The sequence below is a fragment of the Mycolicibacterium llatzerense genome, assembly GCF_025331195.1.
GTDB classification, from domain to species: Bacteria; Actinomycetota; Actinomycetes; order Mycobacteriales; family Mycobacteriaceae; genus Mycobacterium; species Mycobacterium llatzerense.
The window spans coordinates 553563-567919 of sequence record NZ_LXOV01000001.1; the positions used below are offsets into that span (position 1 = coordinate 553563).

The 14357-nt window shown below is 67.0% G+C and carries 15 protein-coding genes; 6 read left to right on the forward strand and 9 right to left on the reverse strand.

Going from position 1 to position 14357, the window contains the following annotated elements; all coding sequences use genetic code 11:
* Window positions 1-53: 53 nt before the first annotated feature.
* The 3 genes from A7G45_RS03030 to A7G45_RS03040 form a co-directional block, all read right to left on the reverse strand.
* Entirely contained in the window at window positions 54-755 is a 702-nt protein-coding gene (locus A7G45_RS03030; RefSeq protein ID WP_260933515.1) for a GntR family transcriptional regulator, read from the reverse strand.
* Between the two features lie 66 nt (window positions 756-821).
* Complete coding sequence (locus tag A7G45_RS03035; protein ID WP_260933518.1) at window positions 822-2372, reverse strand: phytoene desaturase family protein; 1551 nt, start codon at window positions 2370-2372, stop codon at window positions 822-824.
* A 63-nt stretch (window positions 2373-2435) separates the two neighbouring features.
* Entirely contained in the window at window positions 2436-3020 is a 585-nt protein-coding gene (locus tag A7G45_RS03040; protein ID WP_260933520.1) for a TetR/AcrR family transcriptional regulator, read from the reverse strand.
* A gap of 70 nt (window positions 3021-3090) precedes the next feature.
* Here A7G45_RS03040 and A7G45_RS03045 point away from each other — a divergent pair, with 70 nt between their 5' ends.
* Together A7G45_RS03045 and A7G45_RS03050 are read left to right on the forward strand one after the other, a co-directional pair.
* Window positions 3091-3591 (forward strand): DUF2834 domain-containing protein, encoded by a 501-nt coding sequence (locus A7G45_RS03045; RefSeq protein WP_260933523.1) that lies wholly within the window; start codon window positions 3091-3093, stop codon window positions 3589-3591.
* Between the two features lie 11 nt (window positions 3592-3602).
* Window positions 3603-4763 carry a pyridoxal phosphate-dependent aminotransferase gene (locus tag A7G45_RS03050; protein WP_260937923.1) on the forward strand — a complete coding sequence of 387 codons (1161 nt, stop codon included), beginning with the start codon at window positions 3603-3605 and terminating at the stop codon, window positions 4761-4763.
* A gap of 52 nt (window positions 4764-4815) precedes the next feature.
* Here the strand turns inward: A7G45_RS03050 and A7G45_RS03055 are convergent, their stop codons facing one another.
* From A7G45_RS03055 to A7G45_RS03080, 6 genes are all read right to left on the reverse strand, one after another.
* The gene (locus A7G45_RS03055; RefSeq protein WP_260933525.1) at window positions 4816-5523 is read right to left on the reverse strand and encodes a GntR family transcriptional regulator; all 708 of its coding nucleotides are present in this window, start codon (window positions 5521-5523) and stop codon (window positions 4816-4818) included.
* A gap of 27 nt (window positions 5524-5550) precedes the next feature.
* Complete coding sequence (locus tag A7G45_RS03060; RefSeq protein WP_260933528.1) at window positions 5551-5988, reverse strand: SRPBCC family protein; 438 nt, start codon at window positions 5986-5988, stop codon at window positions 5551-5553.
* A 64-nt stretch (window positions 5989-6052) separates the two neighbouring features.
* On the reverse strand, window positions 6053-7132 hold the full coding sequence (locus tag A7G45_RS03065) for a CaiB/BaiF CoA transferase family protein (protein ID WP_043390476.1): 1080 nt from the start codon (window positions 7130-7132) through the stop codon (window positions 6053-6055).
* 47 nt (window positions 7133-7179) lie between these two features.
* Window positions 7180-7620: an SRPBCC family protein gene (locus A7G45_RS03070; protein ID WP_043390474.1), complete on the reverse strand. Its 441-nt coding sequence runs from the start codon at window positions 7618-7620 to the stop codon at window positions 7180-7182.
* A gap of 67 nt (window positions 7621-7687) precedes the next feature.
* Window positions 7688-8386 (reverse strand): sensor domain-containing protein, encoded by a 699-nt coding sequence (locus tag A7G45_RS03075; protein ID WP_260933537.1) that lies wholly within the window; start codon window positions 8384-8386, stop codon window positions 7688-7690.
* Window positions 8387-8411: 25 nt separating this feature from the next.
* On the reverse strand, window positions 8412-8939 hold the full coding sequence (locus A7G45_RS03080; protein ID WP_043988261.1) for an Rv2240c family protein: 528 nt from the start codon (window positions 8937-8939) through the stop codon (window positions 8412-8414).
* Between the two features lie 417 nt (window positions 8940-9356).
* Here A7G45_RS03080 and A7G45_RS03085 point away from each other — a divergent pair, with 417 nt between their 5' ends.
* The 4 genes from A7G45_RS03085 to A7G45_RS03100 all read left to right on the forward strand — a co-directional run bounded on the left by A7G45_RS03085 (window position 9357) and on the right by A7G45_RS03100 (window position 14335).
* Window positions 9357-10043: an MspA family porin gene (locus A7G45_RS03085; RefSeq protein WP_377042105.1), complete on the forward strand. Its 687-nt coding sequence runs from the start codon at window positions 9357-9359 to the stop codon at window positions 10041-10043.
* A 250-nt stretch (window positions 10044-10293) separates the two neighbouring features.
* Window positions 10294-10965: an MspA family porin gene (locus A7G45_RS03090; protein WP_260933547.1), complete on the forward strand. Its 672-nt coding sequence runs from the start codon at window positions 10294-10296 to the stop codon at window positions 10963-10965.
* 59 nt (window positions 10966-11024) lie between these two features.
* On the forward strand, window positions 11025-11672 hold the full coding sequence (locus A7G45_RS03095; RefSeq protein ID WP_260938197.1) for a hypothetical protein: 648 nt from the start codon (window positions 11025-11027) through the stop codon (window positions 11670-11672).
* Between the two features lie 143 nt (window positions 11673-11815).
* Entirely contained in the window at window positions 11816-14335 is a 2520-nt protein-coding gene (locus A7G45_RS03100) for a cellulase family glycosylhydrolase (protein WP_260933550.1), read from the forward strand.
* Window positions 14336-14357 lie beyond the last annotated feature (22 nt).

A 14357-nucleotide genomic window follows, 5' to 3' on the forward strand; every position in this document is an offset into this window, starting at 1 on the left:
TGCTGTTTCACCTGAGATATGCGGCAATTGCGGAAAAGATATATGTTTCGCGGCTACGCCAGCAGCCCGGTGTCTGTCGGCAATTTGGCGATCACCGCGTTGAGCCGGACGGCGTGGTCCGCCGCGACCGCGATCAGGCGCTCGGCATCGCCGGCGACGAAGGCGTCGACCATCGCGCAATGATCGGCATGCAGGCCCGCCCGGTCGTCATGGCTGACATGCACCATCGACTGCACCGGTTCGGTGACATTCCACGCCGCCTCCAGCATGTGCAGCAGCCGGTGCATGCGCGACGGGCGGGTGAGGGCGGCATGCAACTCACGGCTCTGCCGGTGGTAGGCGCCCGCGTCATCGTCGCGGATCGCCTGCTGCAGCCTGACATTGACCGCGACCGCAGCCGCGCGGTCCGCAGCGGAGGCGTTGGCCACGGCGACTGCCAGCGACGCTGACTCCAAAGCCTCACGCACGATGTACATTTCGCGCAGTTCCTGCGGTGTCAACAGGGCCACCGTGTAGCCGAAATTGAGCCGGTGCTCTACCAGCCCCTCCCCGATCAGGGTTTTGAGCGCCTCCCGCACCGGAATCTGGCTGACGCCGAACACGTCGGCCACGTCGGCCAACGGGATGGGCGTGCCGGGCGCCACACCGCCGTCGAGGAGCGCACGGCGCAGTTCGTTCAACACCCCCTGCTGTGATGGCGCAGCCCGGTCTGCGACCAGCTGTCCGAGCAGGACTGAACGCCGGTGGGGCCGCATACCCGCAGACTAGGTCGCCGTTGTTCCCGAACCCGTTTCGGCGAAGTTTCCACCTTGTTAGCGGCGTCAGGTGTTGAGCACGGCGTGGGCGGCGTTGTAGCCCGGGATGAAGTTGACGGCCGGGCCACCGTGGCAGCCGGCGCCGCCCAGGTACAGCCCTTCGACCGGCAGCTCCTGGTCGAGGTAGCCGCGCGGACCGGGCCGGTTCGGGCCCATCTGTTCGGGGTGGATCAGGCCGTGGCAGTAGTCGCCTCCGGGGGCACCGAACATTCGCTCCATGTGCCGTGGGGTGAAGGTGGTGTGGCGCAGGATCAGCTGCTCGAAGTTGGGTGCCACGCGGGTGATCTTGTCGATGACCCGTTGTCCCATCTCACGTTTCATCGTGCCGTAGTCGCCGTCGCCTTCGACCGGGAACCACAGCGCGAACGCCGACGACGCATGCTTGCCCGGCGGCGCCAGCCCGGGATCCTGCACCGACGGAATCTGCCAGGCGATGGACGGATCGGCCGGCACGATACCCCGGCGACTGTCCTCCCACTGCTGCTGCAGCTCCTCCGGAGTGCTGAAAAGTCCGATGGTGCCCTGCAATTCGGGGTTGTTCAAAATTTCGTAGGGCTCGTCGAACTCCGGGATGCCGTCGAGCGCGAAGTGCATCTGCAGGTAGCTACCCCGGTGGTCGACGCGCGTGTAGCGGGCCCGCACGTCGTCGGGCACGGCGCCGCCGAGCAGCCGGTCCACGGTGTACGACGGTGCGAGTGACGAAACCACCACGGGCGCAGTGATTTCCGTGCCGTCTTCGAGCCGGACGCCGGTGACTCGGCCGTCGTCGACGGTGACGGCGGCGACGGCACTGCGCAACCGGACCTCACCGCCGTGCGCGACGAACGTGTCCTCGAGGTGCTTGGACAGTGCCCCGATGCCGCCCTTGAGCTTTCTCATGAGCGACGCACCGTCGGTGGGGATGGCCAGCCCGAACGCCAGTGCGGCAGCGCTGCCCGGAGTGGCCGGGCCGCGGTAGGTGGTGTTGCACGCCAGTACCGACAGCATGCCGCGGATGGCGCCGTGCTTGTCCTTGTCCGGCAGGTAGCGGTCCAGCACGTCGGTCACCGAACCGAACAGCATGTCGGTGATGGCCGAGCGCTCGAATTCGTTTGTGGCGCAGGCGTACATCTCGTCGTAGGTCTTGGGCGGCAGCCCCGCGTCGAACCGGCCGAGGGCCCGGGCGGGCGCCATGCTCCAGGCCATCAGCCCGGCCATGCCGTTGACGGCCTCGGCGCCGTGCAGCTCGTTCATGTGGGTGAGCAGCTTCATCGGATCGGAGTAGAAGAGGAACGGCTCGTCGCCGATCCCCCGCATGTTGACCGACATGACCTCCTGCTCGACGCTGGGCACTTCGTCGAGGCCCAGCTCCTGGCTCACCTTGAGAGATGTCGGGAACTGCTCGGACCCGGCGATCTCGAACTTGAAGCCGTCGAACAGCTCGACGGTCGAGGCCATGCCGCCGGAGTAGAGCTTGGACTCCAGACACAGCGTGCGCAGTCCCGCCTTCTGCAGCATCACCGCCGAAGCCAGCCCGTTGTGCCCCGCTCCCACCACGATCGCGTCGAATTGCGCCATGTCCGCAGACTCGCACCGTCGGACCAGTTGTGTCAATAGTGACAAAACTTTGACCGACGGGACTCAGACCGGTCCGGCCGCCAGCTGATCCAACGCCTGGTGACACATGCGCGCCAGATCGGCCAGCGACCGCTCCGCGCCCAGCATCCACACCTCCATCGCGCCGAACACCGCGGCCGCGATGGTCCGCGAGGTCACCGCGATACGCAGCCGGTCCTCGGAGCCGCCGCGCCGAGCCAGGTGCTCGGCGATGGCGTCCGCGAAGTCCGCCTCGACCTGGCGGATGTGGCTGACGATCCGATCGGCGTCGAGTTCCTGTTCGCGCAGCGCCGCAATCTTGGTGACGGCGCCAAAGTCGTACGGAAAGGCAAAGATCGCGGCTTGCACGGCCACCAGTACCGGCTCGTCGGCGGGCCGTCCGGCCAGCGCCGTCCGGAACCAGTGCAGGCCGGCGTCGTAGTCGGCGAACAGCAGCTCGTGCTTGGAGGTGAAATGCCGGTAGAACGTGCGCAGGGACACCCCCGCATCCGCGGCGATCTCCTCGGCGGTGGTGCCCTCCACGCCCTGCGCCAGGAAGCGGACCAACGCCGCCTGTTGCAACGCCTCACGCGTGCGCTCACTACGAACGGTCTGCGGCGGGCGTGGCATCCCAGTACGGTACCGCAGAATGTTTTGTCATGATTGACAAAACATTGGGCGGCGAGCAGACTCCGCTGGCATGGTCTCGCTCATCGTCCACGGCCTCCTCGGACTGATCACCATCGCGTTCATCGTCAAGCTCAATCCGGCGGTATTTCGCAAGCCCGCCGACGGACCTGCGTTCTCGGCACTCGAGGTGGCCTACTACGTGATCGGCGTCGCCTCGATCGCGCTCGGCTACTACTTCAACACCAAGTTCGTGATGGATTACCAACCGCCGAACGGCAATCCGATCACCGGGCCGGGCAGCTGGTCGGACTACATCCGGCTGATGTTCGTCAACCCCGCGGCGTCCTCTGCCGGCCAGGACTACACGATCATCAATGTGATCCTGCTGCCGTTGTTCACCATCGCGGACGGCCTGCGGCGCGGCATCCGGCATCCGTGGCTGTTCTTCGTCAGCAGCCTGTTCACCAGTTGCGCCTTCGCGCTGGCGTTCTACTTCGCGGTCATCGCACGGCAGCAGCGGCATCAGGGTGCGGCCGACAACGTCAGGGGTTCTGCGACAATCTCGGGGTGACGCCCCCGAGGATGGTCGCCCGCCTGCGGCCCTACGCCTCCACCATCTTCGCCGAGATGTCGGCGCTGGCCGCGCGGGTCGGCGCCGTCAACCTCGGCCAAGGTTTTCCCGACGAGGACGGCCCGGTGCCGATGCTCGCGGTGGCGCAGCAAGCCATCGCGGACGGCGTCAACCAGTACCCGCCGGGCCCGGGCATCCCCGCGCTGCGCCACGCCATCGCCGCCCAGCGAAAACGGCACTACGGCATCGAATACGACCCGGACACCGAGGTACTGGTCACCGTCGGCGGCACCGAGGCCATCGCGTCGGCCGTGATCGGACTGGTCGAGCCGGGGTCCGACATCCTGATCATCGCGCCGTTCTACGACTCGTACTCCCCGGTGATCGCCATGGCGGGTTGCCGCCGGGTCGTCGTCCCGCTGGCACCGGACAACCACGGCTTCGCCATCGACATCGACCGGCTCCGCGCCGCGATCACCCCGCAGACCCGCGCCCTGATCCTCAACTCACCGCACAACCCCACGGGCATGGTCGCCAGTCACGACGAGCTGACGGCCATCGCCGCACTCGCCATCGAGCACGACCTGCTGGTGATCACCGACGAGGTCTACGAGCAGCTGACGTTCGACGGCCATCAGCACCGACCGCTCGCGGGTTACCCCGGCATGGCCGAGCGCACCGTCACCATCTCCAGCGCCGCGAAGATGTTCAACTGCACCGGCTGGAAGATCGGCTGGGCCTGCGGGCCCGCCGACCTGATCGCCGGCGTCCGCGCCGCCAAGCAGTACCTGACATACGTCGGGGGCGCGCCGTTCCAGCCGGCCGTCGCGCACGCGCTCGACCACGAGGACGCCTGGGTCGCGGCGCTGCGAAAGTCCTACCGCGGCAAGCGGGACCGGCTGGCGGGCGCCCTGACCGACATCGGATTCGATGTGCACGACAGCTTCGGCACCTACTTCCTGTGCGCCGATCCCCGGCCGCTGGGCTACGACGACAGCACGGCGTTCTGCGCGCAACTACCCGAACGGGTCGGCGTCGCCGCCATCCCCATGTCGGCGTTCCTGGATCCCGGTTCACCTGACTCGGCGGGCTGGAATCACCTGGTGCGCTTCGCCTTCTGCAAGCGCGACGACACCCTCGATGAGGCCATCAGCCGGCTACGCACCCTGTGATTTGTGCACGAAAATCCGCGCTCGCCGCGGAAAATCGTGCACAAATCACCCGCTACTCGTCGTGGAGTAGTCCGGTATCGGTGGGCAGGGTGCCGATCGCGGCGTCGACGCTGTCGTTGTGCCGCTGCGCCACCGCATTGAGCCGCTCGGTGTCCCGGGCCAGGAAGGCCTCGAGCATCTCGTCGTGATCGTGGTTGAGCTTGGCCCGGTCGTCCGGGGTCACGTGCATCATCGCCTGCACGGGTTCGATCATGTTCCACGACATCTCGAGAATGTGCAGCAGCCGATGCATGCCCGACGGACGCACCAGCGCCATGTGGAAGTTGCGGCTCTCCCGTTGGAACGCCGCGCCGTCGGAGTCCTGAATCGCCTGCGCCATGCGGTCATTGGCCTCGACGGCGACGGCCCGCTCGTAGTCGGTGGCCCGCTCCGCGGCCACCGCGAGCGCCGCGCCCTCCAGCGCGGCACGCACGACGTACATCTCGTGCAGCTCCTGCTTCGTCATCCGCGAGACGGCGTACCCCGAGTTCGGCCGGTGGGTCACCAGGCCTTCACTGATCAGCGTCTTGAGCGCCTCCCGGACGGGAATGTGGCTAACACCGAACAGCTCGGCAACCTCGGTCAGCGGCACCGGCGTTCCGGGCGGCGCGTCACCGCGCAGGATCACCCGACGCAGTTCTGTCACCACGGTCTGCTGCGGCCCACCGTGCCGCACCACCACCAGCTTCTCCAACAGCGGAGAAGGTGGGCGGTCTGCCATACAAGCTCCCTACCGACAGAGTGTGGACTAGCCGTAGAGCCGAGTCACCCGGGCCCGCAGCCGGTCGACCGCAGCATCGAGCACCAGTTTGCGGGCTCGGCGCAACAAGAACTCCGGAATGGGGGCAACCAGGTCCACGATGATGTCGAACCGCACCCGGGTCCGATCGCCCTCACGAGTCAATTTGTACTCGGCATGCTGACTGCGTTGTTGGAACGTGTCGGCCGCGTCCCACACCATCCAGTCATCACCCCAGTGGTATTCCAGGAGCTCCTTGTCGGTGATGCCCATGATCTTCACGGTCGCTTTGACGTGGTGCGGACGACCGTCGGGATATCGATCTACTACCTTTAGTTCCCGGTGCAAGCTGCGCCATTGCGACGCCTCGTCCATATCGGCCAGCGCATCCATGATGGCTTCGGGCGAGGCGTCGATCACCAGCTCTCGGGACGCCATAACTGCCATAAGAGCAAATTTAGTCCTCTACACCGGCCTCGGGTAGGGAATACGTCAGCTAACTTCGCAACCGTTACCAACCGACCTCGTCGATCGGCGTGGTCTGCTGCGGCGGGGCACCGACCGGGCCGGACGGTGTGCGCGAGAACCGCGGCGCCGGTGCGGCCTGGTCGACGCCGTCGACGGTGACGATGGTCGACCTGGCCCGGAGGTGGTCACCGGCCGCGGCCTCGGTCCAGTTGAGCACGGGAGTGACGCAGGCGTCGGTGCCGGCAAAGGTCTCGGCCCACTCGGCGCGGGTCCGGCTCGCGAACCGGGCAGCAAAGATGTCGCGCATCTCGTCGTAGCGCGCGAGGTCGAACTGGTTCGGTACCTCGGCCGGATCCAGGCCGAGGCCCACAAGTAGCTGGGCGAAGAACTGCGGCTCGATCGAGCCGACCGCCATGTAGCCGCCGTCGGAGGTCTCGTACACGCGGTAGTACGGGGCGCCGCCGTCGAGCAGGAACGACTCGCGCTGGTCCTTCATCACGCCGGTGGACTTCATGGTCCACATCATCTGGGCGAGCATGCTGACACCGTCGACCATCGCCGCGTCGACCACCTGGCCGCGGCCGGACTGTTCGCGTTCGTACAGTGCCGTCACGATGCCGATCAGCACCAGCATCGAACCGCCGCCGAAGTCGGCGACCAGGTTCAGGGGTGCCACCGGCGGGCGGTCGCGGTAGCCGATGGCCGACAGCGCGCCGGTCTGCGACAGGTAGTTGATGTCATGGCCCGCGGTCTGCGCGAGCGGTCCGTCCTGCCCCCAGCCGGTGATCCGGGCGAAGATCAGCCGCGGGTTGACGGCCTCGCACTCGGCCGGCCCGATGCCGAGGCGCTCACAGGTGCCGGGGCGGAAACAGTCAAGCAGCACATCAGCTTTCGCGGCCAGCGCGAGCAGCGCGGCCGGGTCGGACTTCACGTCCAGGTCGACGATCCGCTTGCCGCGGTGCAGCAGGTCGACGTTCTCGGCAGGCATGGTCAGACCGCCGGGGCGACGGACCCGCACCACGTCGGCGCCGAGGTCGGCCAGCATCATGGCGGTGTGCGGCCCGGGGCCGATCCCGCCGAGTTCGATCACCTTGACACCGGCCAGTGGCCCCGCATTCGTCATCCCGCGACGTTAGCCCATGGGTCGACGAGGCTGAATCCCGGTGCGCGTCAGCCCTTCTTGTTCTTCGCCATGAACTTTTTCAGCCCCTCGGTGGCGGTCTCTGCGCCGCCGCTGACGCTGCGCTTCAACAGGAATCCGGGGATCGGCACCACCGGGTCGACGGTGATCTCGAACTTCACCTTGGTCTTGTTGCCCGCCGGGGTCAGCGTGTAGCGCGCTTCCTGCTTCTTCAGCGACGACGACCTGATCAGCACCCAGCTGCCCGTCAGATCGGTCCAGGTGTATTCCAGGATCTGATCGTCGGCCATGCCGGCAGCCTTGATGGTCATCTTGGCCTGCTTCGGCCGGCCGTTGTCGTAGGTGGCCAGCACCTCGGCCTTGGTGTACTGCGGCGACCACACAGGTGTCTGCGCCAGGTCGGCGATGACATCCATGATCTCTTCTGGGGTTGCCTCGATGGTCACTTCGTGCGACGCGCTGACTGCCATGGCGCGACGATAGACCACAGTGGCGAGCGTCGTGGCCGGGATGGTGCAACCAGCGGGACGATCTCCGCTAGTGGATACCGGCCTGGATCTTCGTGGCGATATCCGCGGCCGCCGTCACCGGCGCCTTGGGAGTGCATGCCTCGACGTCGATGATCAGGTTGGCGACCAGCTGCAAAACATGTTGGCACCAACGGGTTTCGGGTCCGGTGCCACGGGTGATGGGCATCGCGAGTTTGGTGTCGGTGCGCTCCAGGTCGCCGGACAGCCACTTCGGCAGCGGCTTGTCGTTGAGCCGGATGTTCACGTGGTGGTTGGTGCATTTGGACCACCGCTCGGCCGAGAGGTTGAAGAAGTTACGGGCCGCCGCGGACGTCGGGTAGTAGACGACCGACTGTGCCGCCAGGTAGTTCCACTGATCGACGTCGGGCGTCCGCAGCATCTGCTGCCGCATGACCTTCCAGTCCTGGCCGCTCTTGACGTCCTTGCCGTCCTTCGAATAGATGACGGCCTCGTTGATCTGCCAGACGCCGAGGCAATTCAGGTTCGGCAGCATGTTGCGGTGATCGTCCATCACATCAGTCGGCGGCTGGCCGACCAGGCCGGTGGTGCCCATCGTCTTGTTCAGCTCGGCCGGGGTCAGCAACAGATCGCTGATGCTCGACTCGGCAACCGCCGACGGGGTGGCGGGCGTCGGCGTCCCGGTCTTACCGCCGCAGGCAGCCAAGGCCAGGCACAGCACGGCAACGCCCAAGGCGTGTCGCTTCACGTGTTCCTTATATACCGGCGCGCGCTCAGGCGTGGGTACCGGCCGCGGCGCACCCGCGCTGGACGGCCTCGGCGTTGGTGTTGACCTCGGTGGCGGTGCTGTCGAGGCTGCCGCCTGTCATCCCGATGCCCATCTTCACCAGCAGCTTGGCGGCACCCACCGACCACGACCGCATGGGGCCGGCGATGTCCGGCGCCAGGCCGGGCGTGTTCGCCGCATCCATCGCAACCGCCGCGGACTGACGCAGGCTGGTCCGGCCCGCCACATTGCTCTGGTGGACGTACGGGTCGTTTGCGTCGAGGCTGTCGGCGAAGCCCTCGTAACCGGAGGCCGCGCCGTCAAGCGCAGACGCGAACTGCGAGCACGCCACCACCGCGGCCGGGTCGGCGTTCGACGACGTGACACCGGAAGCCTGCACACCAGCGCCGGCATCAATAGGACCGATCGGACCCGCTTCGTCGTCGGCCGCCGCCGCGGGCAGGTACATCGCCCCGGCGCCGAATACGACAGCAGACGCGGCAACCAGCCGTACCCAGGTGCGTGAAGACTTCACCGTTTCCTCCAAGTCATTCGGTGTGACCGCCGCATCCTCCGGAGACGATCGCCTCCGGCAATGACGGACGCTCGGCGTTCGACCCTCTCACGGTCAGGCGTCTACATGGCCAGTTGGTTAACGACAGACAAACCAGCGCTTGCCAATCTCCGTCGGTTGCATTTCATTGGCGGTCGAATGACCTAGATCACAGTCGCTGAACTGCGCATTCTTTAGTCGGCTACCACGACAAATGATTCCAGCAATACACGCATATTCCCGCTTCGCCCAGTAGTTGATAACGCAGGGGCAAGTTTTTGCAGTCCGTTAACCGTCCGGCAACCCAGCCAGTAGATGCTCCGCAGCGACACAAATTCAGCAACGCTCAGCGATCCGCAGCGACGCTGATTACCCGATACGAGAGGCGCGCTCATCACCATGTCGAACCGTTATGCCATGTTGGCAGCCCTTTGCGTGGTGCTCCCGGTCGGCACCGCGCCGCTGGCACTCGCTGACCCGCCCGCCGATCCGGCCGTGCAGCCGGCCGGCAACCCGGGTCCCCCGCCTCCGGGCGAAGGCGCCGTACCGTCGGGCCCCGCCGGAATCCTGGACACCCCGGACGGCTGGCGCCTGTCGGTCGTCGGCACCAACGAGACCCAGCTGCCCGTCGCCCCGCTGACCACCGCGATCTCCTCGCGCGAGTACTGGGTCGCCGGCACCTTCACCGGCACCGTCACCGGTGGCGGAAAGACCAAGCTGGCTGGTGGAACGCTGGAAGCCGGAGAGCAGATCGGCTGCGGCATCATCTCCGACGAGGCCGAGATCAACCCGGGCGCGAGCTTCACGCCCGGTATCAAGATCCCGTTCGCCGGCACCGACCCCAGCCTGGGTACCGGTATCAGCTTGCAGGGCAAGGTCTACCTGAAGCCCGGCACCGTGACCACCGTCGCGATCGACAAGAAGTCGTTCAAGGGCACCACGGCCCGCGTCACCATCACCGGTGTCCGGATCAAGACCGACCAGTGCGCCGGCCAGTCCTTCATCCGGTCGTACGCCACCCTGACCAGCTCGACCGACAACACCGACGACGTCATCACCTACCTCGGGGTGACCAAGTCCGTCTGACCCTGATGTCCGGTGCGGGCAAAGCAGCTCACCAGGAGCCCGTCCGCACCGGGCACAGACACCGGACGTGAATTTAATCAGTCAGAACAAAAATATTGTCACTGATTAAAGAATTTGATCGTCACGCATCACAGAGCCAGTTCCGAGTAATTGGCCAGTTGTTCACCAATTCGAAATACGACTATTGAATGCTCCGGGAATCGAAATTGTTCCGTTCTCGGATTCCAACCACGAGAGGCGCCGTAACCCCATGTTGAACCGACTTGCCACATTGGCTGCCGCAGCAGGCGTGCTGCTGTCGGCGACCGTTACGCCGCTCGCCCTGGCCGACCCGGTTGATCCTGCCGGCTTCGACGGCCCGCCGCCGGACACCGGCATCGTGGCCTCCGACGAGCCGGCGCGCATCACCAGCCCGGACGGCTGGAACCTGGAGGTCGTCGCCAAGAACGAGACCCAGCTCCCGGTCGCCCCGCTGACCACCGCGGTCAGCTCGCGCGAGTACCTGGTGGGCGGCACGTTCAGCGGCACCGTCACCGGCAACGGCAAGACCAAACTGGCCGGCGGAACGCTGGAGGCCGGCTACCAGATCGGCTGCGGTATCGAGCTGGGCCAGGTCCGTCTGATCGGTCAGATCGGTATCAGCACCTCCGGGTCCACCCTGGCCGGCCTGCTGCCCACCGGCATCAGCGTCCCGATGTCGGGCACCATCGAGATTCACGCCAAGCCGGGCACCGTGACCCAGGTGCCGGTCGACAAGAAGACCTTCAAGTCGGCGCCGGTGCGTGTCACCCTCAAGGACACCCACATCAAGATCGACGGCTGCGTCGGACAGTCCTTCCTGCGGTCCTACGCGGTGCTGACCAGCTCGACCACCGACACCGACGACATCGTCGCCTACTACGGCATCACCAAGTCGGTCTGATGCACCGCATTACACGCGGAGTTGTCACCGCCGCAGCGGTTTTCGCTGCGGCGGCGGCAATGACGCAGACAGACATCGCATCAGCGGATCCCGTGCCCACGCCGGTCCCGGCGCCCGGCCCCGCCTTGCCGCCACCGGCCCCCGTCGCAGCCGACGGTCCGGGGGCGAACCTGGCGGTGCCGATCGCGGGTGCGAACCTGGGCCCGCAGGGTCTGAACGTCCTGGGACAGACCAGCGACGTCAACCCGCTCGCCGCCGCGCTGGGCGCACCGTCGGACCTGACCGGTCTGGACCGCGGCTCCGTTCTCGGCCAGTACGCCGCACCCTCGGCTCCTGGCACGGGCGGGCCCGTCACCGCACCCAACCTGCGCGCATTCAACAACGGCTATGGCCCGCAGCAGTGCCTCAAGCCGTCGGCCCCCGGCAAGTGCGAGCAGTTCGGCGTCGAAGCCGGCCAGGAGAACGAGGACGTCACCGGACGTCAGTGGCTGGGCCGCTACATCGACATGTACCGCGACGGTCGCCTCAAGGGCGGCCTGCTCGGACAGATGCCGCGCGAACAGCTCGGCGAATCCCTGCCCGGTACCGCTCCGCCGCCGGGCACCAACATCCCGCCGGGCCTGGTCGAGTTCCGACCGGACCCCGCCGATGTCCCGCCCCCGCCAGGGGCACCGGTGCCGCCGGTTCCTCCGGCCCCGGCCAACTGAATACGCGATTTGGGCCCGTCAACTCCGGTTGACGGGCCCAAATCGTATGTGCCGGACCGCTCCCGACGGTCGGAACATTCTGCAATTCGGACAGCCTCGCCAATTAAGCCGCAACACGAGCAGCCGTCACGTATACACAGACGATGACGGTAAGCGCCGGTCTATGGGGCATCGGCGGACTGGCAGCGGCCATCATCGGGGTAGGACTCACCACCGGGACAGCCGTCGCATCGGCCGACACCGAATCCGGCCACGACACTGCCGGCGGTCCCGCCGCTTCGGCCGTCAGCTCCACCGCGCACGCCAGCAGTAACCGCGCGGCCCCACGCGCGAGTGGCAGCCGATCCCCCGCCAGCATCAAACCCGCGACGAAGTCGGCTGGTAAGCAGTCGCCCGGAGCGGCCACATCAACCACCGGCGCATCCTCGTCGCGACCCCGCGCCACGTCGAATCCCCTTGTCACCAAGCCCAAGCCACCAGCCAGGGTTTCGGCCGTAACCCCGACCGACACCAGCACTACGCCTGCCGCGGTCGCCGCTGCGCTCCCCTCGACGACGACCCAGAACGCCGTGCCGGCGCCGCCCAACAACCCGGCCGGTTGGATGCGTGCGCTGATCTACAACCCGCTGCACACCGGCATCGAAGGCTGGATCAACAGTCCCCTCGGGCAGGGCGTCGACGGCGTCATCAACAGGCTGGCCGGCACCTACGTGATCGGGAACGGCCGAACCGGCACCGCTTCCGCACCGAATGGCACGGCCGGCGGATGGCTGCTCGGCGACGGCGGGGCCGGCTGGGACAGCACCGAGGCCGCGGTCTCCGGAGGCAACGGCGGCGCAGCGGGCATGGTCGGCAACGGCGGGCGGGGCGGGATCGGCGGCGCCGGAGCGTCCGGCGGCACCGGTGGCGCCGGCGGCTTCCTGATGGGCATTGGCGGTCACGGCGGAAACGGCGGTGCGATGTCCGGGGGCACCGGCGGAGCGGGTGGACGGGGCGGCCAGGGTAAGGGCCTGCTGTTCGGCGCCGGTGGCGGTGGCGGCCGAGGCGGCGACGGGGCCGACGGCGGCCGCGGTGGGAATGGCGGCTCCGGCGCCTTCATTCTGGGCATCGGCGGTGCCGGCGGAGATGCCGGAAACAGCGGCGTCGGCGCCGTGTCCACCGGGTTGCCGGCGCTCGGCGGAGCAGGCGGCAACGCGGGCCTGCTGGGCAACCACGGCTCGGTCGGTAAGTCCGGTACCGGAGCCGCGCTCGTCCAGACAGGTGCCAACGGCTCCATGCTGTCCGTGACGTCCACTGGTGTCTGGTTGACCAACAGCGACGGGCAGGTTGTCCTGCTGCACGGATTCAACGAGGTGTACAAGCTCGCGCCGTACGAACCGTCGGCCAGCGGATTCAGCGAGGACGACGCTGCATTCCTGGCGGCCAACGGCTTCAATGTGGTGCGGCTGGGTGTCATCTGGGCCGGGGTGGAGCCCGAGCCCGGGGTGTACAACGCCGCTTACGTCGCGTCGATCCAGCAGACCGTCCAGATGCTCGCCGCACACGGCATCTACACGATCATCGACATGCACCAGGACCTGTACAGCTCATCACTCGGCGGCGAGGGCGCCCCCGAGTGGGCCACGCAGACCGGTGGACTGCCCAACCAGGGATTCGGCTTCCCCGGCAGCTACTACCTGAACCCCGCCGAAACCGCGGCGTGGGACGCATTCTGGAACAACTCGAACGCCTCCAACGGAATCGGGCTCCAGGACAACTACGCCAAGGCCTGGGAAACGGTCGCTGCCGCAATGGCGGGCAACAACAGCGTCATCGGGTACGACATCATGAACGAGCCCTTCCCGGGCACCTCCTGGCTGCCGACCCTGCTGGGCAGCCCGTTCTACGCGGAGCAACAGCTGACCCCGATGTACAACCAAGTGGCAGCTGCCATCCGGGCCGTGGATCCGAACACCGCGCTGTTCGTCGAGCCCGCCAACCCCGCGGTCTCCGAAATACCCGCGATCCTCGGCGCGCCGATCCAGCTGGGCACCATCGACGACACGAATGTCGTTCTGGCGTTTCATGATTACTGCGCCGGGTCGGCCACCAGCAGCATCTGCGGGTGGCTGGCGAGGCAGCAGGCCAGCACCGCGAACGCCTACGGGAAGGCCCACAACGTCCCGGTGTTCATGAACGAGTTCGGCGCCTCCAACCTGCCATCGGATCTGAAAGCCGAGATGAGCGCCGCCGACCAATACCTGATGAGCTGGTCCGAGTGGGCCTACTCCGGTGTCGGCGACATCACCACCAGCGGCAGCACCGACGGCGAGTCAGTGGTCTACGACCCGGCCCTGCCACCGACCGGCGGCAACGTCAACATGGGCAGCCTGCAGGTGCTGGCGTCTCCGTATCCGCAGGCGATTTCCGGAACCCCGCTCAAGCTCTCAAATGCCAAGGGCACCTTCACCTTCAGCTACTCGACGGCGGAGGCGGATGGTTCAGGTAACTTCGCGGTCGGTTCACAGAGCACCATTTCGGTGCCCGCCGTCGCATACCCGAACGGATACACGGTCACCGTCACCGGCGGCCACGTGGTCTCAGCCGCGAACGCACCGGCATTGGTGATCGCATCGGACACCGACACTGGCGTCGTTCAGGTCGTGGCGACCGCCGCGCCCTGACGCGCCGCGGGCGTAGCGTGGC

Excerpts from the sequence above, each read along its gene's own strand:
- A7G45_RS03030 (WP_260933515.1), bottom strand. The coding sequence starts at position 755 with ATGCGGCCCCACCGGCGTTCAGTCCTGCTCGGACAGCTGGTCGCAGAC.
- A7G45_RS03035 (WP_260933518.1), bottom strand. The coding sequence starts at position 2,372 with ATGGCGCAATTCGACGCGATCGTGGTGGGAGCGGGGCACAACGGGCTG.
- A7G45_RS03040 (WP_260933520.1), bottom strand. The coding sequence starts at position 3,020 with ATGCCACGCCCGCCGCAGACCGTTCGTAGTGAGCGCACGCGTGAGGCG.
- A7G45_RS03045 (WP_260933523.1), top strand. The coding sequence starts at position 3,091 with ATGGTCTCGCTCATCGTCCACGGCCTCCTCGGACTGATCACCATCGCG.
- A7G45_RS03050 (WP_260937923.1), top strand. The coding sequence starts at position 3,603 with ATGGTCGCCCGCCTGCGGCCCTACGCCTCCACCATCTTCGCCGAGATG.
- A7G45_RS03055 (WP_260933525.1), bottom strand. The coding sequence starts at position 5,523 with ATGGCAGACCGCCCACCTTCTCCGCTGTTGGAGAAGCTGGTGGTGGTG.
- A7G45_RS03060 (WP_260933528.1), bottom strand. The coding sequence starts at position 5,988 with ATGGCAGTTATGGCGTCCCGAGAGCTGGTGATCGACGCCTCGCCCGAA.
- A7G45_RS03065 (WP_043390476.1), bottom strand. The coding sequence starts at position 7,132 with ATGACGAATGCGGGGCCACTGGCCGGTGTCAAGGTGATCGAACTCGGC.
- A7G45_RS03070 (WP_043390474.1), bottom strand. The coding sequence starts at position 7,620 with ATGGCAGTCAGCGCGTCGCACGAAGTGACCATCGAGGCAACCCCAGAA.
- A7G45_RS03085 (WP_377042105.1), top strand. The coding sequence starts at position 9,357 with ATGTCGAACCGTTATGCCATGTTGGCAGCCCTTTGCGTGGTGCTCCCG.
- A7G45_RS03090 (WP_260933547.1), top strand. The coding sequence starts at position 10,294 with ATGTTGAACCGACTTGCCACATTGGCTGCCGCAGCAGGCGTGCTGCTG.
- A7G45_RS03095 (WP_260938197.1), top strand. The coding sequence starts at position 11,025 with ATGACGCAGACAGACATCGCATCAGCGGATCCCGTGCCCACGCCGGTC.
- A7G45_RS03100 (WP_260933550.1), top strand. The coding sequence starts at position 11,816 with ATGACGGTAAGCGCCGGTCTATGGGGCATCGGCGGACTGGCAGCGGCC.